The sequence below is a fragment of the Paracoccus sediminicola genome, assembly GCF_027912835.1.
Taxonomy (GTDB): Bacteria; Pseudomonadota; Alphaproteobacteria; order Rhodobacterales; family Rhodobacteraceae; genus Paracoccus; species Paracoccus sediminicola.
The window spans coordinates 923,370-948,431 of sequence record NZ_CP115768.1; the positions used below are offsets into that span (position 1 = coordinate 923,370).

Annotated in this window: 26 protein-coding genes and 1 other RNA gene; 7 read left to right on the plus strand and 20 right to left on the minus strand. The window is 66.1% G+C overall.

All coding sequences use genetic code 11. The features are described from left to right. Positions 1-63: 63 nt before the first annotated feature. Positions 64-1,347 (minus strand): serine hydroxymethyltransferase, encoded by a 1,284-nt coding sequence (gene glyA / locus PAF18_RS04605; protein WP_271117445.1) that lies wholly within the window; start codon positions 1,345-1,347, stop codon positions 64-66. A gap of 107 nt (positions 1,348-1,454) precedes the next feature. Here glyA and PAF18_RS04610 point away from each other — a divergent pair, with 107 nt between their 5' ends. After that, a complete protein-coding gene (locus PAF18_RS04610; protein ID WP_271117446.1) occupies positions 1,455-2,213 on the plus strand; it encodes an NAD kinase in 759 nt (252 codons plus the stop codon). Positions 2,214-2,285: 72 nt separating this feature from the next. Here the strand turns inward: PAF18_RS04610 and PAF18_RS04615 are convergent, their stop codons facing one another. Together PAF18_RS04615 and xseA are read right to left on the minus strand one after the other, a co-directional pair. After that, positions 2,286-3,122: a universal stress protein gene (locus PAF18_RS04615; RefSeq protein ID WP_271117447.1), complete on the minus strand. Its 837-nt coding sequence runs from the start codon at positions 3,120-3,122 to the stop codon at positions 2,286-2,288. A 118-nt stretch (positions 3,123-3,240) separates the two neighbouring features. Further along, the gene (xseA, locus tag PAF18_RS04620; protein WP_271117448.1) at positions 3,241-4,788 is read right to left on the minus strand and encodes an exodeoxyribonuclease VII large subunit; all 1,548 of its coding nucleotides are present in this window, start codon (positions 4,786-4,788) and stop codon (positions 3,241-3,243) included. A 459-nt stretch (positions 4,789-5,247) separates the two neighbouring features. Here xseA and purD point away from each other — a divergent pair, with 459 nt between their 5' ends. After that, positions 5,248-6,510 carry a phosphoribosylamine--glycine ligase gene (gene purD / locus PAF18_RS04625; protein WP_271117449.1) on the plus strand — a complete coding sequence of 421 codons (1,263 nt, stop codon included), beginning with the start codon at positions 5,248-5,250 and terminating at the stop codon, positions 6,508-6,510. Between the two features lie 68 nt (positions 6,511-6,578). On the opposite strand, the gene PAF18_RS04630 is transcribed toward purD, so the two are convergent. Then, positions 6,579-7,361: a division plane positioning ATPase MipZ gene (locus PAF18_RS04630; protein WP_271117450.1), complete on the minus strand. Its 783-nt coding sequence runs from the start codon at positions 7,359-7,361 to the stop codon at positions 6,579-6,581. 223 nt (positions 7,362-7,584) lie between these two features. Here PAF18_RS04630 and PAF18_RS04635 point away from each other — a divergent pair, with 223 nt between their 5' ends. After that, positions 7,585-8,253 (plus strand): L,D-transpeptidase, encoded by a 669-nt coding sequence (locus tag PAF18_RS04635; protein ID WP_271117451.1) that lies wholly within the window; start codon positions 7,585-7,587, stop codon positions 8,251-8,253. Between the two features lie 60 nt (positions 8,254-8,313). On the opposite strand, the gene PAF18_RS04640 is transcribed toward PAF18_RS04635, so the two are convergent. The 9 genes from PAF18_RS04640 to ffh form a co-directional block, all read right to left on the minus strand. Continuing rightward, on the minus strand, positions 8,314-8,586 hold the full coding sequence (locus PAF18_RS04640) for a hypothetical protein (RefSeq protein ID WP_271117452.1): 273 nt from the start codon (positions 8,584-8,586) through the stop codon (positions 8,314-8,316). Positions 8,587-8,766: 180 nt separating this feature from the next. Then, a complete protein-coding gene (rpmE, locus tag PAF18_RS04645; protein WP_271117453.1) occupies positions 8,767-8,988 on the minus strand; it encodes a 50S ribosomal protein L31 in 222 nt (73 codons plus the stop codon). A 12-nt stretch (positions 8,989-9,000) separates the two neighbouring features. After that, positions 9,001-9,390 (minus strand): 50S ribosomal protein L19, encoded by a 390-nt coding sequence (gene rplS / locus PAF18_RS04650; protein ID WP_271117454.1) that lies wholly within the window; start codon positions 9,388-9,390, stop codon positions 9,001-9,003. Beyond that, positions 9,387-10,259, minus strand: a complete 873-nt coding sequence (gene trmD / locus PAF18_RS04655) for a tRNA (guanosine(37)-N1)-methyltransferase TrmD (protein WP_271117455.1) — start codon at positions 10,257-10,259, stop codon at positions 9,387-9,389. Before trmD ends, rplS begins: the two co-directional genes overlap by 4 nt. Then, positions 10,256-10,750 (minus strand): ribosome maturation factor RimM, encoded by a 495-nt coding sequence (gene rimM, locus PAF18_RS04660; RefSeq protein ID WP_271117456.1) that lies wholly within the window; start codon positions 10,748-10,750, stop codon positions 10,256-10,258. Before rimM ends, trmD begins: the two co-directional genes overlap by 4 nt. Before the next feature lie 105 nt (positions 10,751-10,855). Then, on the minus strand, positions 10,856-11,305 hold the full coding sequence (gene rpsP / locus PAF18_RS04665) for a 30S ribosomal protein S16 (protein ID WP_271117457.1): 450 nt from the start codon (positions 11,303-11,305) through the stop codon (positions 10,856-10,858). A 48-nt stretch (positions 11,306-11,353) separates the two neighbouring features. Then, positions 11,354-11,650 (minus strand): chorismate mutase, encoded by a 297-nt coding sequence (locus PAF18_RS04670; protein WP_271117458.1) that lies wholly within the window; start codon positions 11,648-11,650, stop codon positions 11,354-11,356. 160 nt (positions 11,651-11,810) lie between these two features. Beyond that, positions 11,811-12,359 carry a GNAT family N-acetyltransferase gene (locus PAF18_RS04675; protein ID WP_271117459.1) on the minus strand — a complete coding sequence of 183 codons (549 nt, stop codon included), beginning with the start codon at positions 12,357-12,359 and terminating at the stop codon, positions 11,811-11,813. A gap of 3 nt (positions 12,360-12,362) precedes the next feature. Next, on the minus strand, positions 12,363-13,856 hold the full coding sequence (gene ffh, locus PAF18_RS04680; RefSeq protein ID WP_271117460.1) for a signal recognition particle protein: 1,494 nt from the start codon (positions 13,854-13,856) through the stop codon (positions 12,363-12,365). Between the two features lie 251 nt (positions 13,857-14,107). On the opposite strand from ffh, the gene PAF18_RS04685 reads away from it, so the two are divergent. Then, positions 14,108-14,710 (plus strand): LysR substrate-binding domain-containing protein, encoded by a 603-nt coding sequence (locus tag PAF18_RS04685; protein WP_271117461.1) that lies wholly within the window; start codon positions 14,108-14,110, stop codon positions 14,708-14,710. Positions 14,711-14,808: 98 nt separating this feature from the next. Here the strand turns inward: PAF18_RS04685 and recR are convergent, their stop codons facing one another. From recR to PAF18_RS04710, 5 genes are all read right to left on the minus strand, one after another. Beyond that, complete coding sequence (recR, locus tag PAF18_RS04690) at positions 14,809-15,405, minus strand: recombination mediator RecR (protein ID WP_271117462.1); 597 nt, start codon at positions 15,403-15,405, stop codon at positions 14,809-14,811. A 15-nt stretch (positions 15,406-15,420) separates the two neighbouring features. Next, the gene (locus tag PAF18_RS04695) at positions 15,421-15,765 is read right to left on the minus strand and encodes a YbaB/EbfC family nucleoid-associated protein (RefSeq protein WP_271117463.1); all 345 of its coding nucleotides are present in this window, start codon (positions 15,763-15,765) and stop codon (positions 15,421-15,423) included. Between the two features lie 3 nt (positions 15,766-15,768). Continuing rightward, a complete protein-coding gene (locus tag PAF18_RS04700; RefSeq protein WP_271117464.1) occupies positions 15,769-17,637 on the minus strand; it encodes a DNA polymerase III subunit gamma/tau in 1,869 nt (622 codons plus the stop codon). A gap of 245 nt (positions 17,638-17,882) precedes the next feature. Further along, an RNA gene (ffs, locus tag PAF18_RS04705) (signal recognition particle sRNA small type) lies at positions 17,883-17,979 on the minus strand. A gap of 176 nt (positions 17,980-18,155) precedes the next feature. Continuing rightward, positions 18,156-19,982: a 5'-nucleotidase C-terminal domain-containing protein gene (locus tag PAF18_RS04710; protein ID WP_271117465.1), complete on the minus strand. Its 1,827-nt coding sequence runs from the start codon at positions 19,980-19,982 to the stop codon at positions 18,156-18,158. Positions 19,983-20,161: 179 nt separating this feature from the next. Between PAF18_RS04710 and PAF18_RS04715 the strand changes: the two genes are divergently transcribed. Continuing rightward, positions 20,162-20,605 carry a hypothetical protein gene (locus PAF18_RS04715; protein ID WP_271117466.1) on the plus strand — a complete coding sequence of 148 codons (444 nt, stop codon included), beginning with the start codon at positions 20,162-20,164 and terminating at the stop codon, positions 20,603-20,605. A 27-nt stretch (positions 20,606-20,632) separates the two neighbouring features. On the opposite strand, the gene PAF18_RS04720 is transcribed toward PAF18_RS04715, so the two are convergent. Then, entirely contained in the window at positions 20,633-21,379 is a 747-nt protein-coding gene (locus PAF18_RS04720; protein WP_271117467.1) for a GNAT family N-acetyltransferase, read from the minus strand. Further along, positions 21,321-22,199: a prephenate dehydratase gene (locus PAF18_RS04725; RefSeq protein ID WP_271117468.1), complete on the minus strand. Its 879-nt coding sequence runs from the start codon at positions 22,197-22,199 to the stop codon at positions 21,321-21,323. The genes PAF18_RS04720 and PAF18_RS04725 overlap by 59 nt, the downstream gene beginning before the upstream one ends. Positions 22,200-22,314: 115 nt before the next feature. Between PAF18_RS04725 and PAF18_RS04730 the strand changes: the two genes are divergently transcribed. Together PAF18_RS04730 and PAF18_RS04735 are read left to right on the plus strand one after the other, a co-directional pair. Beyond that, entirely contained in the window at positions 22,315-22,857 is a 543-nt protein-coding gene (locus PAF18_RS04730; RefSeq protein WP_271117469.1) for a c-type cytochrome, read from the plus strand. Between the two features lie 156 nt (positions 22,858-23,013). After that, positions 23,014-24,969, plus strand: a complete 1,956-nt coding sequence (locus PAF18_RS04735; protein WP_271117470.1) for an extracellular solute-binding protein — start codon at positions 23,014-23,016, stop codon at positions 24,967-24,969. The last annotated feature ends 93 nt before the right edge of the window (positions 24,970-25,062 follow it).

Genomic DNA, 25,062 nt, shown 5'->3' on the forward strand with positions numbered 1-25,062 from the left:
GGCCCGCCGAAGCGGACCGCCGTGTCGGTGCCGGATGTGCTGGCGAGGCCGGGGCGGGGGCGGTTACATCCCCTCGTAGAGCGGGTAGCGCGCGCAGAGCGCCTTGACTTCGTCCTTCACCCGCGCCTCGTTCTCGGCATTGCCCTCGTCGCCATTCGCGGCGAGCCCGTCGACCACATCGACGATCCAGCGGGCGATCTGGCGGAATTCATCTTCTCCGAAGCCGCGGGTGGTGCCTGCGGGCGCCCCCAGGCGGATGCCCGAAGTGACGAAGGGTTTTTCAGGATCGAACGGCACGCCGTTCTTGTTGCAGGTGATGTTGGCGCGGCCAAGCGCGGCTTCGGCGGCCTTGCCGGTCACGCCCTTGGGCCGAAGATCGGCAAGGCAGAGATGGTTGTCGGTCCCGCCAGACACGATGTCGATGCCGCCCTTCATCAGCTCATCCGCCATCGCCTGCGCATTGCGCACGACCTGCGCTGCGTAATCCTTGAAAGCCGGGTCGAGCGCCTCGTTGAAGGCGACCGCCTTGGCGGCGATGACATGCATCAGCGGGCCGCCCTGAAGGCCGGGGAACACGGCCGAGTTCACCTTTTTGGCGATCTCGGCGTCATTGGTCAGGATCAGCCCGCCACGCGGACCGCGCAGGGATTTATGGGTGGTCGATGTGACGACATGGGCATGCGGCACCGGAGAGGCATGGGCGCCGCCCGCCACCAGACCCGCGATATGGGCCATGTCGACCATCAGCCAGGCGCCGACCTCGTCGGCAATCTTGCGGAACTCGGCCCAGTCCCAGCTGCGGCTATAGGCGGTGCCGCCGGCGAGGATCAGCTTGGGCTTATGCTCGTGTGCCTTGGCGCGGACCTCTTCCATGTCGAGCTGGTGATCCTGCGCGCGCACACCATAGCTGACCACGTTGAACCATTTCCCCGACATGTTGACCGGCGAACCATGCGTCAGGTGGCCGCCCGAATTCAGGTCCAGCCCCATGAAGGTATCGCCCGGCTTCAGCAGGGCCAGAAACACGGCCTGGTTCATCTGGCTGCCGGAATTGGGCTGCACATTCGCGAACCCGGCGCCGAAAAGCTCCTTGGCGCGCTCGATCGCCAGCGTCTCGACCACGTCGACATATTCGCAGCCGCCGTAATAGCGCTTGCCCGGATAGCCTTCGGCATATTTGTTGGTGAGCACGCTGCCCTGCGCCTCGATCACCGCGCGGGAGACGATGTTTTCCGAAGCGATCAGTTCGATCTCGTCGCGCTGGCGGCCAAGCTCCTTGTCGATGGCGGTGGCGATTTCTGGATCGGCGGCGGAGAGAGGGGCGGTGAAGAATTGGTCGCGGTTCATGGGCAGCTCCTTCGGCTCGATTTGCAGGCGGTGTAGCCGGTTTTTCCGAGCGGGCAAAGAGGCTTCGGGCGCGATTGCGGGTGGACAAGACGCCGCGGCGCGCCATGATGTGCGCCATGAAGCTGCATTTTGTCGCCAGTGAGACCGAGACCGCCCGCGAGGCGCTTGTCATGCTGACCGAACGCTATGGCCAGAGCCCGTGGCGCGAGGCCGATGTCGTCGTCGCACTCGGCGGGGACGGGCTGATGCTCAGTGTGATGCATCAGAATCGCGGCTTGCCGGTCTATGGGATGAATCGCGGCACGATCGGGTTCCTGATGAACGATTTCGCCGATGACGATCTGCCGCAGCGGATCCGCGAGGCCGAAGAGACGGTGACAAACCCTCTGGCGATGACGGCGGTGACGGCGGATGGGCGCGAATATACCGCGCTTGCCATCAACGAGGTCAGCCTGCTGCGCGCCGGTCCGCAGGCCGCCAAGCTGCGCATTACGGTGAATGGCCGGGTGCGGATGGAGGAGCTGGTCTGCGACGGGGCGCTGCTCTGCACGCCTGCCGGGTCGACCGCCTATAATTACAGCGCCAACGGGCCGATCCTGCCGGTCGGGTCGGATGTGCTGGCGCTCACCGCCATTGCCGCCTTCCGCCCCCGACGCTGGCGCGGGGCGATCCTGCCGCGTGCCGCCGTGGTCCGCTTCGACGTGCTGGAGCCCGAGAAGCGACCGGTCATGGCCGATGCGGATTCGCGCGGCGTGGATTCGGTGCGCTCGGTCGAGATCCGTTCCGAACAGAGTGTGCGCCACCGGCTGCTCTTCGATCCCGGTCACGGGCTGGAAGAACGGCTGACGCGCGAGCAGTTCGTCTGATCGCGAAGCTCTGGTCGTCCATCGCTCTGAAGTCCGGCAAGAAATTCTGGATCAGCGGCAAACAGCCTCGCCTCAGCGCGCCATCAGCACCGGCAGCGTGGTCTTGGTCAGCATGCTGCGCGTCGTGCCGCCCAGGATCGCCTCGCGGAAGCGGGAATGGCTGTAGGCGCCCATCACCATCAGATCGGCGCCGATTTCCGTCGCGCGGTGGAACAGGATGTCGCTGGTCTGGGGCAGGGTGCGGGCCAGCACCGCGATCTCGCAATTGACCCCGTGACGGCTGAGCATCTGGCAGAGCGCGCCGCCGGGGTCCGAGCGCTCCGGCCCGTGCGGAGAGGGGTCTATTACGGTGATCTCGACCTGCTCGGCGGCCTTCAGCAGCGGCAGAGCGCGGCGCACCGCGGTCATCGCCTCTTCCGACTGGCTCCAGCCGATCATCACCTTGCGGCCGATCTCGGCGGGCAGGCCGGTATCGGGTACGATCAGCACCGGCGCCGAGCCTTCGAACAGCGCCGCTTCGGTCACCGCCTCGGCATCGGGCGGGGCGCTCTCGCCATAGGGGCGGGTCAGCACGACCAGATCGGAAAACCGCGCCCGCATGCCAATCAGCGTGGTCAGCCCGCCCGACTGCGCCACCGCGCTTTCCGCCGACCAGCGGAGATCTTCGGTCGCGAGACGCGCGCGCACTGCCTCTTCGAGCGCCTGCGCCGCCTCCATCGAGCGGTCGATATTTTCCTGGAACACATAGGCCGAGGCACCCGCATAGTAATATCCGGTCTGCGCGTGATCGACGCCGAGACAGAATACCTCAAGATGCGCGTCCTCGCGATGTGCCATCGCTATCGCGGCGTTTAGCTGGGCCTGCTGCCCCTCTGCGGTCAGAACGGTGAGGATCGTCTTATAGGCCATAGGCTGTCCTTTCCTCCGCGCCCGACCATTCTGCGCCCGCGATGGCCATGGGCGCAAGGGGCGCATGGGGAACGGTCCGAATCCGAAGGTCGGGCGGATCGCAACCGACGCCGGACGGTCAGAACAGCGAGCCCTGAGGGTCGCGGTCGCTGCGCACCGGCAGCTCGCCATCGGCGAACTCGATTTTCAGCCGGTCGCGTTCTGCGGCCTGCGCGGCGGTGGTGACGACGGCGCCCTCGGCGTCGCGGATCACGGCAAAGCCGCGTTTGAGCGTTTGGCTATGGCCGAGCGAGATCCGCATCCGGTCAAGCCGCTGCAACGCCTCGTCGCGCCGGGACAGGCTGCGGTCGAACGCCGCCCGCAGTCTTTGGCCGAGCGGTTCAAGCCGTGCGCGGCCCTCGAACGTCTTGCGCCGGGCATCGCTGAACACCCGGCCTCGGCCGTTTTCAAGACGCTGCTGAAGATTGGCCAGCCGGTCGCTTCGGGTGGTGTTCCTGCCGCGCGCGGTGATGTCGATATGGCGCGTCACGCTGTCGAGCTGGCTCTGCGCCCGCTCCGTCTGCCGCCGCAGCATGGCGGGCGTCAGCCGCCGCCCGTCCAGCCGGTCGCGGCGGCGATGCACCAGATTGCGCAGCGCCGGTTCCAGAGCGCCGCCGCGAAGATCCAGCCTCTGCCGCGCCCCGTCGGTCAGCGCTTGCGGTCGGCCGAGCGCGCGCCCCAGATCGACCAGACGCTGCCCCATCCGTTCCTGCCGTTGGGCCACGGCCTGACCCATGCGGAGCCGCGCCTGCTGCAATTGCAGACCCAGCTCGCGCCGCACCGGCACGGCGATCTCGGCGGCGGCGGTCGGGGTCGGCGCGCGGCGGTCGGCGGCAAAATCGATCAGCGTGGTGTCGGTTTCATGCCCGACCGCAGAGATCAGGGGGATGGCGCTTTCGGCCGCCGCGCGGACCACGATTTCCTCGTTGAATCCCCAAAGATCCTCCAGGCTGCCGCCGCCCCGCGCGACGATCAGCAGATCCGGGCGCGGGATCGGCCCATCCGGGGGCAGCGCGTTGAAGCCGCGGATGGCGGCGGCAACCTCGGCGGAACTGGCCGCGCCCTGCACGGCGACCGGCCAGATCAGCACGTGGCTGGGAAAACGGTCGCGCAGACGGTGAAGAATATCGCGGATCACCGCGCCGGAGGGCGAGGTCACCACGCCGATCACACGTGGCAGGAACGGCAGCGCCTGCTTGCGCGCCGCATCGAACAGCCCCTCTGCCGCCAGAGCCTTGCGGCGTTTTTCCAGCATCGCCATCAGCGCACCCGCCCCGGCAGGCTCGATATCGTCGACAATGAGCTGATATTTCGACTGCCCGGCAAACGTGGTGAGCTTGCCCGTCGCGATCACCTCGAGCCCTTCCTCGGGTTTCTGGCTCAGCCGCGCGACCTGGCCCTTCCAGCTGACCGCGGCGATCACCGCGCGGTCGTCCTTGAGGTCGAAATAGACATGGCCCGAGCGCGGCATCGACACCCGCCCGATCTCGCCGCGGACCCGCACCCGCCCGAACTCGCCCTCGATCACGCGCTTCACCGCGCCCGAGATTTCCGAGACGCTCAGCGGCGGGGTGTTGCTGCCGGGGCCGGTGGCGTCGGGGGTGTCGTCTTCGAACAGGTCTGACATATATTCCTACTGCCGCAGCCATTCACGGGCTGCAACGGGATTCTCTGTCGGCAGGGCCTGGATCTCATCGCCCGCAGCGGAATTGGTGAACGAAGCCGCGTGCTGGGGTCGATAAGACGGCACAGCACAGATCAACATGTCCGGATCTCCGCTTTTCAATTTTCATCGCAGACTCGCAGCCATCGGGACGCTGCTGCTCGGACCAATCTGTCGCGAACGGACGGCACTTCAGTCGAAATTACGAAGAGGCTTGCGCGCCCATCGTCTCTGATGTGGATCGCGCAGGCGGAAGCGGCAACGTGCCTGGCTATATGCGAGGGCCGGTCCATGTCGTCGCCTCGGATGCTGACGATCTTCACCGGGGCAACGGCGGTCAGGGCTGCGACCGGTAAGGCCGGGTTGCGCTGAGGCCGGGCTCTGCCTAAGAGATCTGCGAGAAATAACGGCAGGGTGCGGCGCATGAATATCCTCATTCTCGGCAGCGGCGGGCGGGAACACGCTCTGGCCTGGGCGATCCGGCAGAACCCGAAATGCGACCGGTTGATTGTCGCGCCGGGCAATGCCGGGATCGCGGATCTGGCGGAATGCGCGGCGCTGGATATTCTGTCGCGCGCCGCGGTGACCGAATTCGCCCAGGAAAACGCCATCGACTTCGTGGTGATCGGCCCGGAGGCGCCGCTGGCGGCCGGGGTATCGGATGCGTTGCGCGCGGCGGGAATCCTCGTCTTCGGGCCCTCGCAGGCTGCCGCACAGCTCGAGGCGTCGAAAGCCTTTACCAAGGAAATCTGCGATGCCTGCGGCGCGCCGACCGCGGCCTGGGCGCGGTTCTCGGATGCCGGGGAGGCGAAGGACTATATCCGCCGGCAGGGGGCGCCGATCGTGGTAAAGGCCGACGGGCTGGCCGCGGGAAAGGGCGTGGTGGTGGCGGAAACGCTGGATCAGGCTCTCGACGCGGTGGAGATGATCTTTGACGGTGCATTCGGCGCGGCCGGGGCCGAGGTGGTGATCGAGGAATTCATGTCGGGCGAAGAGGCCAGCTTTTTCGTCCTGTCCGACGGCGAATATTGCCTGCCCATCGGCACGGCGCAGGACCATAAGCGCGTGGGCGAGGGCGATACCGGGCCGAATACCGGCGGGATGGGTGCCTATTCCCCCGCGCCCGTGCTGAGCGATGCGTTGCAGGCCCGCGTGATGGATGAGATAATCCGTCCCACCGTCGCCGAAATGGCGTCGCGCGGCACGCCGTTTCAGGGTGTGCTCTATGCCGGGCTGATGATCGAGGGCGGGCGGGCGCGACTGGTCGAATATAACGTCCGCTTCGGCGATCCCGAATGCCAGGCCCTGATGATGAGGCTCGGGGCGCAGCTTCTCGACCTGCTGCATGGCTGCGCCGAGGGGCGGCTTGACCAGCTTGCGGTGAACTGGGCCGAGGATCACGCGCTGAGCGTGGTGATGGCGGCACAGGGCTATCCCGGCGATTACCGCAAGGGCAGCGAGATCAGCGGCCTCGATGCGCTGCCCGAAGACAGTTTCCACATGGTGTTCCATGCCGGCACCGCCGAGCGCGAGGGCAGGATCGTGGCGTCAGGCGGGCGGGTGCTGGCCGCCACCGGGCGCGGGGCGTCGCTGGCCGAGGCGCATCAGCGGGCCTATGCGCTGATCGACGGGATCGACTGGCCAGAGGGGTTCTGCCGCCGCGACATCGGATGGCGGGCGTTGTGAGGGCGAGACGCGGTCGGATCGCATCGCGCTGAGGCGCACATCACGCGCAACATGCGCAAGGCACCGGCTCAGAAGGTGACGGACACGCCGGGCAGGGACAGCGTCGTGATCAGCTCGCGCAATTCCTGCCGCGCGGCGATGTTGGACATGGACAGGCTTTCAGTGCCGATATCCTTCAGATCGAGCAGGGTCAGCCCGCGCGGGAACAGCTCGCGGAAGATCACCCGCTCGGCGAAACCCGGCGCGACGCGAAAGCCGATGCGCTTCGACAGCTCGCTCAGCGCCGAGCCGACCTTGCGCTTGTTGTGCATCTGCTGCGAGCCGAGCCGGTTGCGCAGCACGATCCAGTCGATCGGTCCGGCACCGGCCGCCAGCCGGCCCTGCCGCGCGCTCCAGACCATTTCGGCATAGATCGACGGACCCAGCACCTTTCCGTCCGGCGCCATGCGGGCCAGCAGATCGAAATCGATGAAGCTGTCATTCAGCGGCGTGATCAGCGTATCGGCCAGCATATGCGCCATCTGCGCCAGCTTGGTATGCGAGCCGGGGCAGTCGATCAGGATGAAGTCGTGATCGGGGTCGAGATCCTCCATCGCGCGCGACAGCGGGTCGGTGTCGTTCGGCGACTGCGCATCGATCCGGCCGAGCGTCGGGGTCGCGAGATCCAGCTCCTGTTTCTGCGTGAAATGGGCACGGTTCTCCAGATAGCGCCCGAAGCTGCGCTGCCTTATATCCAGATCCAGAGCCGCCACGCGATGCCCCATCCGCGCCAGCGCCGTCGCCACATGCATCGAGGTGGTCGACTTCCCCGAGCCGCCTTTCTCGTTTCCGACGACGATGATATGCGCCACGTCTGGCCTCCGCGCTGAACCGCGCGGACCCTAGCGGCAGGGCGAGGCGATGAAAAGCCGAAGCGCGGAGGAAAGCTGTGGACAATTCGCGACGGCCCGCGCCGACATAAACCGATCGTGACCAGAATTCGCTTGAACCTCTAGTTGCTGTAGGTAGTAGCTCTGCCTGATCGAAATCTGGCTTCGCCAGCCGGGCACAACCGCATCCAACGAAAACGGGACCATGCTGACAAGACGACATTTCATCCGCACCACCACGGCGCTGTTCTCGGCCTCGATGACCGCCAGCCCGCTTCTGGCCAGCACCTGGCCGACCGGAGCGGAGAAGGCAGCATGGGACGCGCAGGTCACGCCGCCCGGCTATGATCCGGCCACCTCGAATCCCTGGGGGCTGCATCCCCGCTTCCTGCCGCAGCGCGTTCAGGCGAATTACGGCCTGGTGCCGGGGGATATCCATGTCGATGCCGTGGCGCGGTATCTCTATCACATCGAAGAGGGCGGCACGGCGATGCGTTACGGCGTGGCCATCGGGCGCGGCGATCTCTATGAGCCGGGCACCTACACGATCAAGCGCAAGGTCGAGTGGCCGCATTGGACGCCGACCCGGAACATGATCGAGCGCGAGCCCGAGGTTTACGCGCAATATGAAGACGGGATGGAGCCGGGGCCGGAAAACGCGCTCGGCTCGCGGGCGCTGTATCTTTATGTCGGCGACCGCGACACCTATCTGCGCATCCACGGCACGCCCTTCCCGCGTTCGATCGGCAGCCGCGCCAGCTCGGGCTGCGTGCGGATGGTGATGGCCCATATCATCACGCTCTATCCGCAGGTGGCGATGGGCTCGACCGCCTATCTCTATGACGCCGACGGTACCGTCACCGCGCGCAGCTGAGCCGGCGCATATGGCGCGAAGGAAAACCGCCGGGCGCGATGCCCGGCGGTTTCGTCATTTTCAGACGCTGGTCGCGTTGCAGATCTGGTTGCCGTTGGCGGCGCGCAGCGGCACGCGCGTCGTCTCTACCGGGCCGGCATAATAGTACCAGTAGCAGCCATCAGAGGGCTCGAACTCGACTGTGCTGAGATCCTGGTTCGGCCCGGCAATGGCCAGAACCTGCGGCGGGATCTCATTCTGCGGCGGGGTATCCTCGACGGGTTCGGGCGAGCGCGCGGCGCAGCCGGCGGTGATCAGCGCCGCCGCTGCCAGGATTGCGTAACGTATGGCCATGAGCAGGTCTCCGGTTCAAAGGGCAAAGAGGTCAGGGGCAGCCTCACACCGGCTTTCTGTGAACTCAAGCCTTAACGCCCTGCCAGAATGCCGCAGCGCTTCGGCTGTGGCATACTGGCATGCGCAAAGAAAAACGCCGCCCCTCGGGACGGCGTTTCCGGTTTGCACGGGGCAGGGCAATCAGAAGCCCAGGCCGGCATATTTGTTCTTGAACTTCGACACGCGGCCGCCGGCATCCATCAGCCGGGCCGAGCCGCCGGTCCATGCCGGGTGCGAGGTCGGGTCGATATCCAGCGTCATCGTGTCGCCCTCGGCGCCCCAGGTCGAACGGACCTGATAGGTGGTGCCGTCGGTCATCTTGACGTCGATCATGTGATAGTCGGGGTGAATGCCTTGTTTCATCGTGCCGGCTCCTTACGCGTTTGCTTCGGCGCTTTTCGGCGCGCGGTAGTTGGTCTTCTCGGCGATACGGGCCGACTTGCCGCGGCGCGAGCGCAGGTAATACAGCTTGGCGCGGCGGACCTTGCCGCGGCGGACCACGGTGATCGCGTCGATATTGGTCGAATAGAGCGGGAACACACGCTCCACGCCTTCGCCGAAGGAAATCTTGCGGACCGTGAAGCTGGCACCGATGCCGTTGCCGCCCTTGCGGGAGATGCAGACGCCTTCATAGTTCTGCACACGGGTCCGGGTGCCCTCGGTCACCTTGTAGCCGACGCGGATCGTGTCGCCGGCCTTGAAATCCGGAATGTCTTTGCCGAGTTCGGCAATCTGCTCGGCTTCGAGCTGTGCGATCAGGTTCATCGCGGTTCATCCTTGTCTTGCGCGGGTTCGTTCCCCGCTTGGTGTGATGCGCCCGAGAGCTGTGCGTCCTTTGCCGGGTCATGATCGGTGCCGGTGATCCGGTCCCGATATGCCCGCCACAGGTCGGGGCGGCGTTGCTTTGTCAGCCTTTCGGCCTCGTCTCGCCGCCAAGCAGCAATGGCCGCGTGATTTCCGGACATGATGACATCCGGGATCCTGCGGCCTTCCCACTCGGCGGGGCGAGTATATTGCGGGTGTTCAAGCAAACCGTCCGAAAAGGACTCTTCAGCCAGCGATGCCTGATTCCCGACGACGCGCGGTATAAGCCGAACCGTCGCATCGATCAAGACCTGAGCGGCGAGTTCCCCACCGGTGAGGACATAATCCCCGATCGAGATCTCCTCGACACCATGCGCGTCCAGTACACGCTGGTCCACGCCCTCGAAACGGCCGCAGATCAGCGTGACGCCGGGGCCCGCGGCCAGAGCGCGGGCGCGGTGCTGGGTCAGCGGCCTGCCGCGGGGTGAAAGATACATCACCGGCAGCCGGTCCCCGGCTTCGCGCAAAGCCGCGTCCATCACATCGGGCCGGATCACCATCCCCGCCCCGCCGCCCGCCGGCGTGTCATCGACATTGAGATGCTTGCCGACGCCATGCGCGCGCAGCGGGATGCTGCGCAGGTTCCACAGCCCCTCATGCAGCGCCCGCCCGGTCAGCGACAGGCCCAGCACGCCGGGAAACGCTTCAGGGAACAGCGTGATCACATTCGCCGTCCACGCGCCCGCCACCTGCGGCTCGGCCATCAGGTCGCGCGGCTTGCGGCTGCCCCGCGCGGACAGCCTGCCGTGGGATTTCGGCGGCGCGGTCATTCGTCCGAGCCGGGCGGATCGGCAATGATGCGCCCCGCGCTCAGATCCACGGTCGGGACGATCTCGCGGGTGAAGGGCAGCAGAAGCGGCTGCGGCCCCGAGATTTCCAGAATATCGCCCGCGCCGTGATCGTAGATCGCGCGGACCCGGCCCAGCAGCTTGCCGCCGGGGTCGTAAACCTCCAGCCCGATCAGATCGGCATGGTAGAATTCATCGTCGGGCAGCGAGGGCAGGGCGTCGCGCGCGGCCCAGAGTGTGGTGCCTTTCAGCGCCTCGGCATGTTCGCGGGTCGAGACGCCGGACAGCCGCGCCCCGAGCCCGCCGGTGACCGGCCGGGTCAGGGTCACGGTAAAGCTGCGCGCGCCGTCCTCGGTGGTCAGGGGACCGTAAGCGGCGATGTCCTCGGGCGTGGCGGTGAAGCTTTTCAGCCGCGCCTCGCCCTTGACGCCGAATGCGCCTGCGATGGCGCCTACGCAGATCCTGTCGGTCATCGCTCTGGCCCCCTTGCACAAGCGGTCGCAATCCGGAGGTGCCGCGCATGGGCACGGCACCCCCGATAGCGCAGCGGCCCGCAAAGAGGACGGGCCGGCACTGGCTTATTCCGACGCGGTTTCCTCGGCCGGAGCGTCATCGGCGGGGGCTTCCTCCGCCGGAGCGTTCTTAGCCTCTTCCGCGGCGCGCTTGGCTTCCTCTTCGGCTTCCTTGGCGGCGGCGGCCTTGTCCTCGCGCTCCTTGATGCGGTCCTGAGCCTTCTTGCCGGGCTGGGCCTTCTTCATGTTCTTGCGCTCGGCCTTTTCGCGGACGCCTGCGGCTTCGAGGAAGCGGGCGATGCGGTCGGTGGGCTGTGCGCCCTGGCCGAGCCAGTATTCCACACGCTCCATGTTCATCTGGACGCGCTGCTCGCTGTCCTTCGGCAGAAGCGGGTTATAGGTGCCCAGCTTCTCAATGAAGCGGCCATCGCGCGGCATGCGAGAATCGGTTGCGACGATCGCGTAATGGGGGCGCTTTTTCGAGCCACCACGGGCGAGACGAATTTTCATGGCCATTGCGTTTTCTCCTTTGGAATGGCGGGTTTGAGACGCAGACTTGAAGCGTCACGATTGGAAGGTTTCGTGATGTCGGATGACCTCCGCGATCACGAAATTGAGGAATTTGCGCGCGAATTCCGGGTCGAGATCGGCCTCGCGCGCGAGGCGTTCCAGCCGCTCGATCTGCGCAGCTTCGCGCGAGGGATCGGACGGCGGAAGGTCGTGTTCGGCTTTGAGCTTGCCGACAGCCTGGGTGCGCTTGAACCTCTCGGCCAGCGTATAGACAAGGATCGCGTCGAGCCGGTCGATGCTGTCGCGATGTTCGGCCAGAAGGGCTGCGGCGCGGGTGACGGGATCGGTCATGCGAGCCTCCGAAGCTTCTGTGCGGCGCGTATACCGCACGCCGACAGGCTGTGCACCGCATATACACCGGCAGTGGTGGCGCAGGCGCGCTTGCCGGCGCGCAGGCCGGGGGCGCTGCCCCCGGACCCCCGGGATATTTCGGTCAGGATGAAGGCGCGGATCATGCGGCACCTGCCGGGTGACGGAACACCATGACCGGGTCTTCGGTGTCGGGACCGGCGGCCGCCGGGTCATGAGTCGCGCCGAGGCGTTTTGCCAGCGCGATAGAGCGGTGGTTCTGCGGGTCGATATAGCTGACGATATCGGTCCAGCCATGAATCTTGCGCGAGAAGTCGCGCGCGGCGGATGCGGCTTCAAAGGCGTAGCCCTTGCCCTCGGCATCCGGGGTCCAGATCGTCCAGCCGATCTCATGCTCGGGCCAGCCGGCAGGGAACCACATGCCCGCCATGCCGATCGGGATGGCGCTGTCCTTGGCGCTGAAAACGAACATGCCATAGCCGCGCAGAACCCAATGGCCGATCACATGGCCGAAGCCGCGCCACATGGCAGCCTCGGTCTTATCGCTCCCGCCGCCGATGAAGCGGGCGCGGTCGGTCAGCGTGAAGTCGCGCCAATAGGGCCAGTCGGCGGCAGCAGGTGCGCGCAGAATCAGCCGCTCGGTTTCGAGAACCGGCGCGTCGATCCTGATTATGGCGGTGTCGCGTGACATGGGTTACTTCTTCCCGAACAGCCCCGAAAGCCCGCCCGGCAGGCCCGCACCGCCCAGCTGGCCGCCAAGCCCCTTGGGGTCCTGCAGCATCTTGGTCGCCTCGGCCATTTTCGTCGGATCAACATTTTCCATGTCGGGCAGTCCGCCGCCCTTGCCGGTCATGGCGCGCATGGCCTGTTTCAGCATGCCGCCCTTCATCTTGCCGAGCTTCTTCATCGTGTCGGCCATCTGGCGCTGCATTTTCAGAAGCTTGTTGAGTTCCGATACCTCCATCCCGGCGCCCGCCGCGATGCGTTTCTTGCGGGAGGCCTGAAGCAGGGCAGGGTTGGCGCGTTCCTTCTTGGTCATGGAGTTGATCAGGGCGATCTGGCGGCGGATCATCCTGTCGTCCATGCCGGCCTCTTCCGCCTGTTTGGCCATTTTCTGCATGCCCGGCATCATCTGCATGATCGAGCCCATGCCGCCCATCTTCTGCATCTGCTCAAGTTGGCTGCGAAGGTCGTTCATGTTGAACATGCCCTTCTGGAAGCGCTTCATCATGCGCTCGGCCTGTTCGACCTCGAGCACTTCCTGGGCCTTCTCGACAAGCGCCACGATGTCGCCCATGCCGAGGATGCGGCCGGCGACACGCTGCGCGTCGAAGGATTCGAGCGCGTCCATCTTCTCGCCCAGGCCGACGAAGCGGATAGGCTTGCCGGTGACGGCACGCATGGACAGTGCTGCACCGCCGCGCCCGTCGCCATCCATCCGGGTCAGCACGACGCCGGAAATCCCGACCTTGCCGTCGAATTCGGTGGCGACATTCACCGCGTCCTGACCGGTCAGGCCATCGACGACCAGCAGCGTTTCGCGCGGGTTGGCGACGTCGCGGACGGCCTGCACCTCGTCCATCAGCACTTCGTCGATATGCAGGCGGCCCGCCGTATCCAGCATATAGACGTCATAGCCGCCAAGCGTGGCCTGCTGCTTCGCGCGTCTTGCGATCTGGACGGCGCTTTCGCCCTTGACGATGGGCAGCGTGTCCACGCCGATCTGGGTGCCGAGAATGGCCAGCTGTTCCATCGCCGCGGGACGGTTCGTGTCCAGCGAGGCCATCAGCACCTTCTTCTTCTCGCGATCCTTCAGCCTCTTGGCCAGCTTGGCGGTGGTGGTGGTCTTGCCCGAGCCCTGAAGCCCGACCATCAGGATCGGCGCGGGCGGGTTGTCGATGCGCAACGCGTCGGGTTCGCCCTCGCCCTGAAGGGTCTTGATCAGCTCGTCATGGACGATCTTCACGACCCGCTGGCCCGGTGTCACCGATTTCGTGACCGCAGCGCCCGTGGCCTTGCCGGTCACCGCTTTGACAAAGCTGCGGGCGACGGGCAGCGAGACATCGGCTTCCAGAAGCGCGGTGCGGACCTCGCGCATGGCGGCGGTGACGTCATCCTCGGTCAGGGCACCCTGCTTGGTCAGCCGGTCGAAGACGCCGCCAAGACGGTCGGAAAGATTCTCGAACATGCGGGCCTCCTGAGGTCCATGGCAGGGCTGCGCGGGTGCGAAATGCACGAACGCCCCCGTGGGCGCAACGCGCTGACGGGGGGCGATCCCCGCGCAAGGTCGGGGACCGGAAGGGCAGACCTTCCGGGAATTGAGCCGTCAGATACGGGGCGCGGCTGCGAAAGTCAAGCAAGGCCGGGTATTAACGCGATGTTGAGCCTTGGCGGCGTAAGCTGCCCCACGATTCGCCGATGCCGAGGAATGGGCTGCCGATGCTGAAACAGGTCACGATCAACGCGGTGCCGATGATGGGCGATATGGTTGTGCCCGCGGTCATGCATATCAGCCACACCATGCCTGATATTCAGATCACCTATCGCAGCACGCTGGATATGGCGGATCTCTCGGATGGTTGCACGATCGGGGTACGCGCCGGCGTCGAACCCTCGACCCAGGAGATGGAGGTGTCCTGGCTGGGCCGGATCGGGCTCGCCCTGGTTGCGGCGCCGGAATATATCGCGCAGCGGGGCAAGCCGTCCAGCCCCGCCGATCTGGCGCAGCATGTCTTTGCAAGCAATGATTTCAGCGATGCGGGGACGCCCTGGTCGCGATGGCTGCACGAGGTGGTGCCGACCCCGAATATCGTGTTCCGCACCGATGACGAAACCCTTTTGCGGCAGGCGATCAAGTCCGGCCGCTGCGCCGGATTTCTGCCGATATCCAGCCTGTGCTGGTCGGCGGAACTGGTCGAGATTCTGCCGGCGCGCGAGGAATGGGCCTTACCGCTCTGGCTGGTCCGCTGCCACAATGCGAGCGAGGCCTGCGTTTCGGTCGGGGCCGAGCTCGCCGACATGATGTCGCGGCAATTGTTCTGAGGCTGTGCCAGAACGGCTCTGTGTCGCGGCGTGTCGGGGCCGCGTTGATCCGGCGCCTGGCTGCGAGACCGCCCCGGCTTGCGGTTGCAGCGCGCCGGCTAGAAGCGGCGGCGCGCCCGCAAGGCTGCGGTGATGGTGCCGTCGTCGAGATAATCCAGCTCGCCCCCGATCGGCACGCCCTGGGCCAGCCCGGTGACGCTCAGCCCGTCGGGCAGGGCGTCGGCGATGTAATGCGCGGTGGTCTGGCCCTCGACCGTGGCGTTCAGCGCGAGGATGATCTCGGTGATCTCCTCGGGCGCGATCCGGTCCAGCAGGCGCGGGATGCCCAGATCCTCGGGCGTGACGTCGTCCAGCGCCGACAGCGTGCCGCCGAGCACGTGATAGCGTCCGCGAAAGGCACGGCCGCGTTCCAGCGCCCAGAGATCGGCGACATGTTCGACCACGCAGAGCTCTCCGGTCTGGCGCGCGGGATCGGCGCAGATCGGGCAGATGTCGGATTCCGAGATATTGCCGCAGCGCGTGCAGGGCCGGGCGGTGTCGGCCACGCGCGACATCAGCGAGGCGAGCTGCGCCATCTGGCCGGGCCGCCGACCGATCAGCGACAGCACGATGCGCCGCGCCGATCGCGGCCCCAGACCGGGCAGCCGCGCCATCGCCGCGATCAGCGCCTGAATATCCTCGCCGCCCTCGGCCATGCGCGCGGGACCGGCTTAGAACGGCAGCTTCATATCCGCGGGAAGCCCCAGTTCCTGCGTGATCCGGCCCATTTCGGACTGCGCCTTTTCATGGGCGCGGCGCTGCGCATCCTTGATCGCGGCCAGGATCAGATCCTCGACCACCTCTTTTTCCGAGGCCACGAAGATCGAGGGGTCGATCTCCAGCCCCGTCAGCTCGCCCTTGGCGGTGGCGGTGGCCTTGACCAGCCCGGCGCCGGATTCGCCGGTCACCGTCATCTTTTCCAGCCCCTCCTGGATCTCGGCCATCTTGGACTGCATATCCTTCGCCGCGGCCATCATCTTGGCCATATCGCCAAAACCGCCCATTCCTTTAAACATCGTCTACTCCTCGTCCTCGAAAGGGTCCCACTCCTCGGCCTCGGCGACCGGGACGGTTCCGTCATCATGCATGGCGCCCGGCCGCTCCGCGGGGACGTCTGTCTCGTCAGTTTCCGGCGGCGCGACCTTGCGCGCCGCGATCAGCTTCGCGCCGGGAAAGGCCTTCAGCGCGGACTGCACGACCGGATGCGCCTCGGCGCGGGCAAGGGCCTCGGCCTGTGCTTCGGCGCGGGTCTCGGCCACGGTCGGCCCGCCGCCCTCGTTCACCACGGTCACGGCCCAGCGCTGCCCTTCCGTCCAGCCGCGCAGCCGCTCGGCCAGCCGCGCCGCCATGTCGCGCGGCGCGTCTTCGGTGGGCTGGAACTCGATCCGGCCCGGGCTGTAGCGCGCCAGGCGGAGATGGTTTTCCACCATAATCAACAGCGGCATGTCCCGCATCCGCCGGATCAGCGCCAGCACGCTGTCGAAATCGGGATAGGACGCGACGAGCGATTCGGGCGCCTCCGCCAGTGCCGGAACACGGGCCTGCATATGTCCGCCGCTGCGGCTGGAAAATCCGCCCTGCGCCGGCTGCCCGGCATGGGCTTGGGAGGCTTGCGCCATGGCAGGGGCCGTGGCGGGGGCAGGGGTGCCGCCCGCACCAAGCCGCGCCGTCGCACCGCCGCCGGATGCACCATTCGGGCCGGGCCGGCTCAGCTCTCCGGCGGCCTGCGCCGACTGGATCTTGCGGATCAGCGCTTCGGGATCGGGCAGATCGGCGACATGGGTCAGCCGGATCACCGCCATCTCGGCGGCCATCATCGCATTCGGCGCGGCAGAGACCTCGTCCAGCGCTTTCAGCAGCATCTGCCACAGCCGGGTCAGCGCGCGCATCGGCACCTGTTCGGCCAGCGCCACGCCGCGATTGCGCTCATCCGGCGAAATCGTCGGATCGTCGAGCGCGTCCGGCGTGATCTTGATGACCGACAGCCAATGGGTAATTTCGGCCAGATCGCGCAGCACGGCGACCGGATCGGCCCCATCGGCATATTGCGCCTGCAACTCGGCCAGAGCCTGCGCCGCATCGCCGCGAAGAACCATCTCGAACAGGTCGATGACCCGCCCGCGATCGGCGAGGCCCAACATGGCGCGCACCTGGTCCGCCGTCGTCTCGCCCGCACCGTGGCTGATCGCCTGATCGAGAAGCGAGGTCGCATCCCGCGCCGAGCCTTCGGCCGCACGGGTGATGAGCGCCAGAGCGTCATCGGTGATCTGCGCGGATTCGGCCTCTGCAATCCGGCGCAGAAGATCGATCATCACCTCGGGCTCGATCCGGCGCAGATCGAAACGCTGGCAGCGCGACAGCACGGTGACGGGAACCTTGCGGATCTCGGTCGTGGCGAAGATGAATTTCACATGCGGCGGCGGTTCCTCCAGCGTCTTGAGCAGCGCGTTGAACGCACTGGTCGAGAGCATGTGCACCTCGTCGATGATATAGATCTTGTAGCGCGCCGAGGCGGCCCGGTAATGCACGCTTTCAATGATCTCGCGGATATCGCCGACGCCGGTGCGGCTTGCGGCGTCCATCTCCAGCACATCGACATGACGCCCCTCGGAAATCGCCACGCAATGTTCGCATTGCCCGCAGGGCTCGGTGGTCGGCCCGCCTTCGCCATCGGGACCGATGCAGTTCAGCCCCTTGGCGATGATCCGCGCGGTGGTGGTTTTCCCGGTTCCGCGAATGCCGGTCATGATGAAGGCCTGCGCGATGCGGTCGGCGGCGAAGGCGTTTTTCAGCGTGCGCACCATCGCATCCTGCCCGACCAGGTCGGAGAAGGTCTCGGGCCGGTATTTCCGCGCCAGCACCTCGTAGCTCGTGTCGCTCTCGGTCATTCTGCCTCTTTGGTTAAGCCTTCTTAGCCACAGTCAGAGCAGGCCACAACCGTTCCGGCGCGTGCGGATATGGGGCAGGGATCGGCGGGATAGATCGAATTGGAACGATCGCTTTCTTGCCGGGAGTTGTTCTGAACAATACAAGAACATTATTGCTCGGGTCATGATGGAGGGATGGATGAAGCACGGGCGACGCGACGACACTGGGCCTGCTCAGGGGAGTTGCAATGGCGATGTGCGGGAAAGGTGAGAGGCTGGACAGCGACCCGAACGGAATTCGTTGCGGCTGCTTCCTTCCGGACCTGACCGGGTTGGCGAAGCGTTCGCCCGCGCCAACCTCTCACCGGCTAGATAGGGGGCATGGCGCGGCGATGCAACCCCTTGCCAGGGTGCGGGGCCGTGGGAAGGGGTTGGGAAAGATGCCAGAGCAGTGCGATACGGCCGGCCGAGGTCGGGCATGCCGGCGAAACCGGGCGGTGGACCGGGGTCAGAGGACGGGCACGGTGCCGGATCGCGGCTTAGAACCCCAGCGTCAGACGCTGGAAGCCGGAATCGCTTCGCGCGACCTCCAACACCGGCACGGGGCAGTCCGCGGGGATCGCCTCTGGCGCGGTGTCGAACCAGACGCGGGTGCCGGGCGGGGCCGTCAGTGTAAAAAATTGCGCCGTGCCGGGGCGGCGGATCGTGGCACCGGTCAGATGCCGCGCCACGATGTCGCGGACGCGAATTCGCGCCTCCGGGGGCAAGACGCAGCGCCGCCCCGAGGTCAGCGGCGCATAAAGCGGCCAGCCGCTCATCCGGTAGCTGTTGGTGGCCAGCAGGAACAGGTCATGATCGCCCATCGCGCGTCCGGCATGGCGCAGATTGCGGATCCGGCCCGGCCCGCCGCGATGCTGCCCGGTGACGTCGAAAGAAGGGGGCGCGCCGAGGTCGATCTGGTAATCCAGCCCTGCGATGATGTCGAACTGGAAGCCGGGAAGGTCGCGGTCGATCAGCGGTCCGGCCGGTTGCGCCCCTTGCGGTCCTGTCGCGTCGGCGGTCGCTTCGCCGGGAAGATGGCGGAACAGAGAGGCCGCCCGCTCCAGCCATTCGCGGATCTCTGCCCCGGAGAGCCTGATCGCGGCGAGGTGATTCGTGAATGGATACAGCACCGACAGATCTGCCCGCCGCACCGGCCCGGCGGGGATCGAGACGAAGTGGTCCGGTCCGCCGCGCCCGCCGGTGCGGAACGGCGCGAATGCGGTAAGCAGCGGCATCCCGCGCTGCGGCATCGCCTCGTCGATATGCGCGCGCAGCGCCGCCTCGATGAGCCGCAGCCCCGGATCCGCGCCGAGCAGGGCGTAATGGCTGGACAGCGGCGCCGAGATTTCGCCGATCGGCGCGTTCAGCCTTGCCTCGGCATCCGCCCGCAGCATGATGGCGCTATGCGGAAAGGCCGGGCAGGGGGTGTCCGCGGCCTTCAGCACCTCGGCGCGGTCGCAGTCGACCCGCCAGGATCCGGCCCGCCCCGAAAGGCGCAGCGTGACCGCCGCCAGATGAGAACCGCCGAACCCGGCCTTGATGATCGGCGCGGCACCTCCGGTCGCGGCGCGGACCATCACCTCATGCGTATGACCCGCGATCACCGCGTCGATGCCGGGCAGTTCGGCGATCGCACCGGCGGCGTTCTCGGCGCGATAGCCATTGCCGCTGCCATGCCCGCCATGGCTGAGCGCCACGATGACATCCGCCCCCTGCGCACGCAGGCTGGACACGGCGCGCCGCGCGGCATCCACGACGTCATCGGTGCGCAGGAATTGCGACAGCCCCGCCTCCCAGTCGACGGTCTGAGGCGGCAGCACGCCGAACACCCCGACCCTGACCGGCTGGATGCGGCCCTCGTTGTCGTGCATTTCACGGTCGAGCAGCACCGTCTCCTGCCACAGTGCCGGGCCGTCGATCAGCCCGGCATTGGCCAGCGTCACCGGGTATTCCGCGTCGCGCAGCACCCGGCGCAAAAACGGCACCCCATGCGAGAAATCGTGATTGCCAAGCGTCGCCGCATCGAAGCCGAGCCGGTTCAGCGCAGCGATCGCCGGATGCAGATCGCAGCGCCCGAGCCCGCCGCGCGCCAGCTCGTCGGCCAGCGGCGTTCCCTCGATCAGATCGCCATTGTCGAAAAGCAGCAGATTGGATGCCGTCTCCCGCTCTGCCGCGATCAGCGGGGCGAGCCGCGCCAACCCACCCGTCCCCGGCTCATCCCCGAGCCGCATATGGAGGTCGGTGGTGGCCAGGATGCGCAGCGAAACCACCGTGTCGCCCCGATGCGCGGGGGCGATTTCCGGCGTGCTGGCTCCGTCGGGCATTGCGCAATGGTCCGTTACTGCCGCAGGGTGGATCTGCATGACGCATTCAGCGTAGGCGAACTGTCGCTTATAATACAACCCTTGATTGTATGGGGGTGGAAAAATCGATCTTCAGGAACCTTGCGGCGTTCGCTCCGGTTCTCTAACGACTGTATTATGACGGATAACCATTTGCGATCATGAAGTTCTCTACGCGAACCGATAAGGAAATCACGGCAGAACGGCTGTTCGAAGCAGTTTCGGATTTCGACCGGATCGAGCGGATTCTGATGCGGCGGGGGCTGTCGGTGACACGGGTCAACAACGCCGCCGAGGGCGCGCGGGCCTGGGATCTGGCCTTCGACTGGCGCGGCCAGCGCCGCGAGCTGCGGTTGGTTCTGGTTCAGTTCGACCGGCCTGAGCATCTGGCGCTTTCGGGCCAGTCTGCTCCATTCGATCTTCGCATCGACATGAGCGTGGTGGCGCCTTCACGGCAGAAATCGCGGCTGATCTTCGAGCTTGAGGTAAAGCCGCGTCACATGCGGGCGCGGCTGGCCTTGCAGACCGCCAAGCTGGGCAAGGCGCAGATCGACCGCAAATTCGCCGAGAAGGTCCGCTCTTTCGTTGACAATGCGGTGGGCTGAAGAGCGCCTTCCACAAAGTGTCGGGTTTCAGCGCGCGGTGGCGACAAAGCGGATAACGGATGAATGCAGGGCAGCGCCGCTCTGCCCGAGACGCGACAGGTCTGGGTCGGCGGCGGCTCTGGGCCCGGCTGCGATGTCCGGACGAAGGCTGACCCGTTGTTTCCGCATCGAAGCGCCTGAGCGGGGTGTTGCGGCGGTCGTCGCCGCGGTCGCGGCAACTGCGTTCCGGGGCGCGAGGGGCCGCATTCCGATCTTTTCAGCAACACGGATCGAGGCGTGATTCGCCGCCGCGATCCCGGCCACGATTCGGGGCAGGGCAAGATCGCCCAGCCCGTGATCCAGCACCAGACGCGCCGCTTCTCTGGCATAGCCACGCCCCCATGCGGCGCGGATGAAGCGCCAGCCGATCTCGATATCGGGGCCTTTCGCATCCTCGGGGATCAGCAGCACCCAACCGAGAAATCGATCCGGCGCGCTGCGCGCAAAGACCGACCAATAGCCCAGCCCCGGCCCGTAATCGGACGTGATCCGCGTGCGGAGGAAGGCGACGTGCAGCTCTGGATCGGCCCAAGGGCCGGGAATATGGCGCGTCACCTCGGGGTCGCGATCCATCGCCAGACAGGCATCGTAATCGCGCAGGGTCCGGGGACGCAGCCAAAGCCGCTCGCTGCGGAATTCGGGCAGCGCGGCGCCTGTCACCTCACCGCGCAGCGGATCAGCCCCGGCGATTGCGCAGCTGTTCGGCGCGCAGCGGATCGGCGGGATAGACGCCAAGCACATTCAGCATCGAGGTGAAATAGCGCAGCTCGTCCAGGGCGCGGCGGACATTGGCGTCCTCGGGATGGCCTTCGATATCGGCATAGAACTGCGTCGCGGTGAACACCCCGTCGACCATGTAGCTTTCCAGCTTGGTCATGTTCACCCCGTTCGTCGCAAAGCCACCCATCGCCTTGTAAAGCGCGGCGGGAATGTTGCGGACGCGGAAGACGAAGCTGGTCAGCATGCCCTCCTCGCCCGCACGGTTCGGGCGGCGGGCGTGATCGGGCTCACGCGCCATGATGAGAAACCGGGTGGTGTTGTTCTGGCGGTCCTCGATCTGGTCGGCGAGGCGGTTCAGCCCGTAGATCTCGCCCGCGAGCGGCGCGGCCAGTGCGGCAATATGACGCTCTGCGCCTTCCGAGACGATTTTCGCCGATCCGGCGGTGTCGGCGCCGATCCGCCCGCGTATATCGTGGCGGCGCAGGAAATCGCGGCATTGGCCGAGCAGCACGGTGTGGCTCATCGCCTCGGAGACGTCCTCCAGCCTGACGCCGGGTTTGGCCAGCAGGCTGATATGAACGCGCACAAAGGCTTCGTCGATGATGTGAAGGCCGGATTCGGGCAGCAGGTGATGGATATCCGCCACGCGCCCATAGGTAGAGTTTTCGACCGGCAGCATGGCCAGCTCGGCCTGACCCGAGCGCACCGCCTCGATCACGTCCTCGAAGGTGCGGCAAGGCAGCGCCTCCAGCTCGGGGCGGGCATCGCGGCAGGCCTGATGGCTATAGGCGCCGGGCTCGCCCTGAAAGGCGATAAGGTTGCTTGCGTCGGTCATCTTTCGTTTTCCTTGCCGCAGATCGGCGATTGACGGCCAACTATACCTTGAACAGGCTGAAAGAAAGCGGATAGATACGGCGTGAAATTTGAACACTACCTAGCGGGGACGGCAAATGTTCGACACCATGACCATCACCAAGGCGGCCGGCGCGCTGATTGGATCCTTGCTGGCGCTGCTGCTGCTGTTCTGGGCGGCCACCGGGCTGTATCATGTCGGCCCGCCCGGCGGCGCGGATCATGGTGAGGGCGAGGAGGTCGCGCAGGCCTATTCGATCCCCGTCGAGAATGCCGGCGGCGGCGAGGCCGAGGCCGAGGAAGAGATCGATTTCGAGGCGCTGATGGCCGCTGCCGATCCTGCCGCGGGTGAGCGCGTCTTTGGCAAGTGCCGGTCCTGCCACAAGCTGGATGGCTCGGACGGGATCGGGCCGCATCTGAACGGCGTGATGGGCCGTGCGGTGGCCAGCGTCAGCGGTTTTGCCTATTCCGATCCCATGGTCGCCCATGCCGACGAGGCGCCGGAATGGACGCCCGAGGCGATGCAGGTGTTCCTGGCCGACCCGCGCGGCGTGGTGTCCGGCACCAAGATGACTTTCGCCGGCCTGCCCGAGGCGGAAGACCGCGCCAATCTGATCGCCTATCTTCAAGAGCAGCCGTAATTCTCGTCTCGAGCGGTGCAACGCGACGCCCGGTCCCTCTGGCCGGGCGTTTTTCGTTGCGCGCGGCGGCGAAGCCGGGTCGTTCACGAAATCGCGGATTGATCCGAATGCGGCGGGCGGCGTAGCGTGACGGGCAGGACAACGCACAGGAATGCCATGCCCGGATATGCTCGCCTCGCCGCCCTGATCCTGCCGCTTTCGCTGATCGCCGCGCCGCTCTCTGCTCAGGAGAGTGACGGCGCCGAAGCGCCGCCCGAGGCCGAGGCCGGTGCCGGCGAGGCGCAGCCCACGGCAGCGCCACCCGAGGCAGGTGAAGGGGAAAACGTCACCGTCGCGCATGGCATCGGCGTGTTCGGCCCCCCGGCGCTGCCCGAAGATTTCGAGCATCTCGGCTATGTGAATCCCGACGCGCCCAAGGGCGGAGAGATCTCGATCGCGCTGGCGGCCAGCTTTGACAGCTTCAACCCCTATACGGTCAAGGGACGCAGCGACGCGCTGTCGACGGTGATGCATGAATCGCTGATGACCGGCACGATGGACGAGGTCGGCTCTGCCTATTGCCTGCTCTGCGAGACGGTCGAATATCCCGAGAGCCGCGACTGGGCGATCTTCAATCTGCGCGACGAGGCCAGCTTCTCGGATGGCACCCCGGTGACCGCGGAAGATGTGCTTTTTACCTATGAGGCTCTGCGCGATGACGGGCTGTCCTCGTTCCGCCGGGTGATTGCGCAATCCATCGCCGGGGCCGAGATCCTCGACGAGCGCCGGATCCGTTTCGATTTCGTCGAGGGTTATCCGCGCCGCGACGTGGTGCAGACGGCGGGCGGGCTGCCTGTGTTCTCCAAGAAGGATTTCGAGGAAAACGGCCGGACGCTGAGCGACAGCACCGCGACGCCCTATATCGGTTCGGGGCCCTATATGTTCGGCAGCGCAGATATGGGGCGGCAATCGATCTGGAAGCGCAATCCGGATTACTGGGGCCGGGATCTGCCGATCAATCGCGGGCGGCATAATTTCGACACGATCCGCATCGAATATTTCGGCGATAACGAGGCGGCTTTCGAAGGTTTCAAGGCGGGCGAATACAGTTTCCGGCAGGAAAGCTCGGCCAGCCAATGGGCGACGGGCTATGATTTCCCGGCCATCGAGAACGGCTATGTCGTCAAGACCGCCGTCCCCAATGGTGACAAGGCCGCGGCGCAGGGTTTCTTTATCAATATGCGGCGCGAGAAGTTCCAGGATGTGCGCGTCCGAGAAGCGCTCGGGCTGATGTTCAACTTCGAATGGTCGAATGCGACGCTGTTCTATGACCAATACACCAGAACGGATTCCTTCTGGGAAAACAGTGATCTGGAGGCAACAGGTAAACCGGGCGAGGCAGAGCTTGCCTTGCTGGAACCGCTGGCGGCGGATTTGCCGGACGGGGTGCTGACCGACGAGGTCGTCACGGCGCCCGAAAGCGGCGCACGCCAGCTTGATCGCGGCAATCTGCGCGCCGCCGCGCGTCTGCTGGATGAGGCGGGATGGCAGGCCGGCAGCGATGGCATGAGGCGCAACGCGGATGGCGAGGTGCTAAGCGTCGAATTCCTGAACGATTCTCAGACATTCGATCGCATTATCAACCCGTTCATCGAAAATCTTCGCGCGCTCGGCGTGGACGCGACCATGGCCAAGGTGGATGGCAGCGAATACGAGAACCGGCGTTACGAATTCGATTACGATATCATGGTGACCCATGCGCTGACAGGGCTGATCGCGAGTGACGGGCTGTATCAGATCTTTGGCTCGCAGGGGGTGGATGACGTCTTCAACGCCGCCGGGATCTCGAACCCGGCGGTGGACAGCCTGATCGGCGCGGCGGTCGCAGCCGAGACCGAGGACGAGATGACCACCGCCACCCGCGCGCTCGACCGGGTGCTGCGCGCGATCCGGCCCTGGGTGCCGAACTGGTATAGCGGAGATATCAGGCTGGCCTATTACGACCAGTATGATTATCCCGACGATCTGCCGCCCTACCTGTCGAACACCATCAGCAGCCCGTGGTATTTCGACTTTGCCTGGTTCGACGAGGAAGGCGCGGCGCGGCTGCGCGAGGCGGGCATCCTGCGCTGAGCGCCGCCATCCATGGCGTGACGGCTTGATTTTTGGGCCGATCCGGCGGACAAGGCTGGAACACGGAAACAAGGCCGGGGCATTGCGATGTTA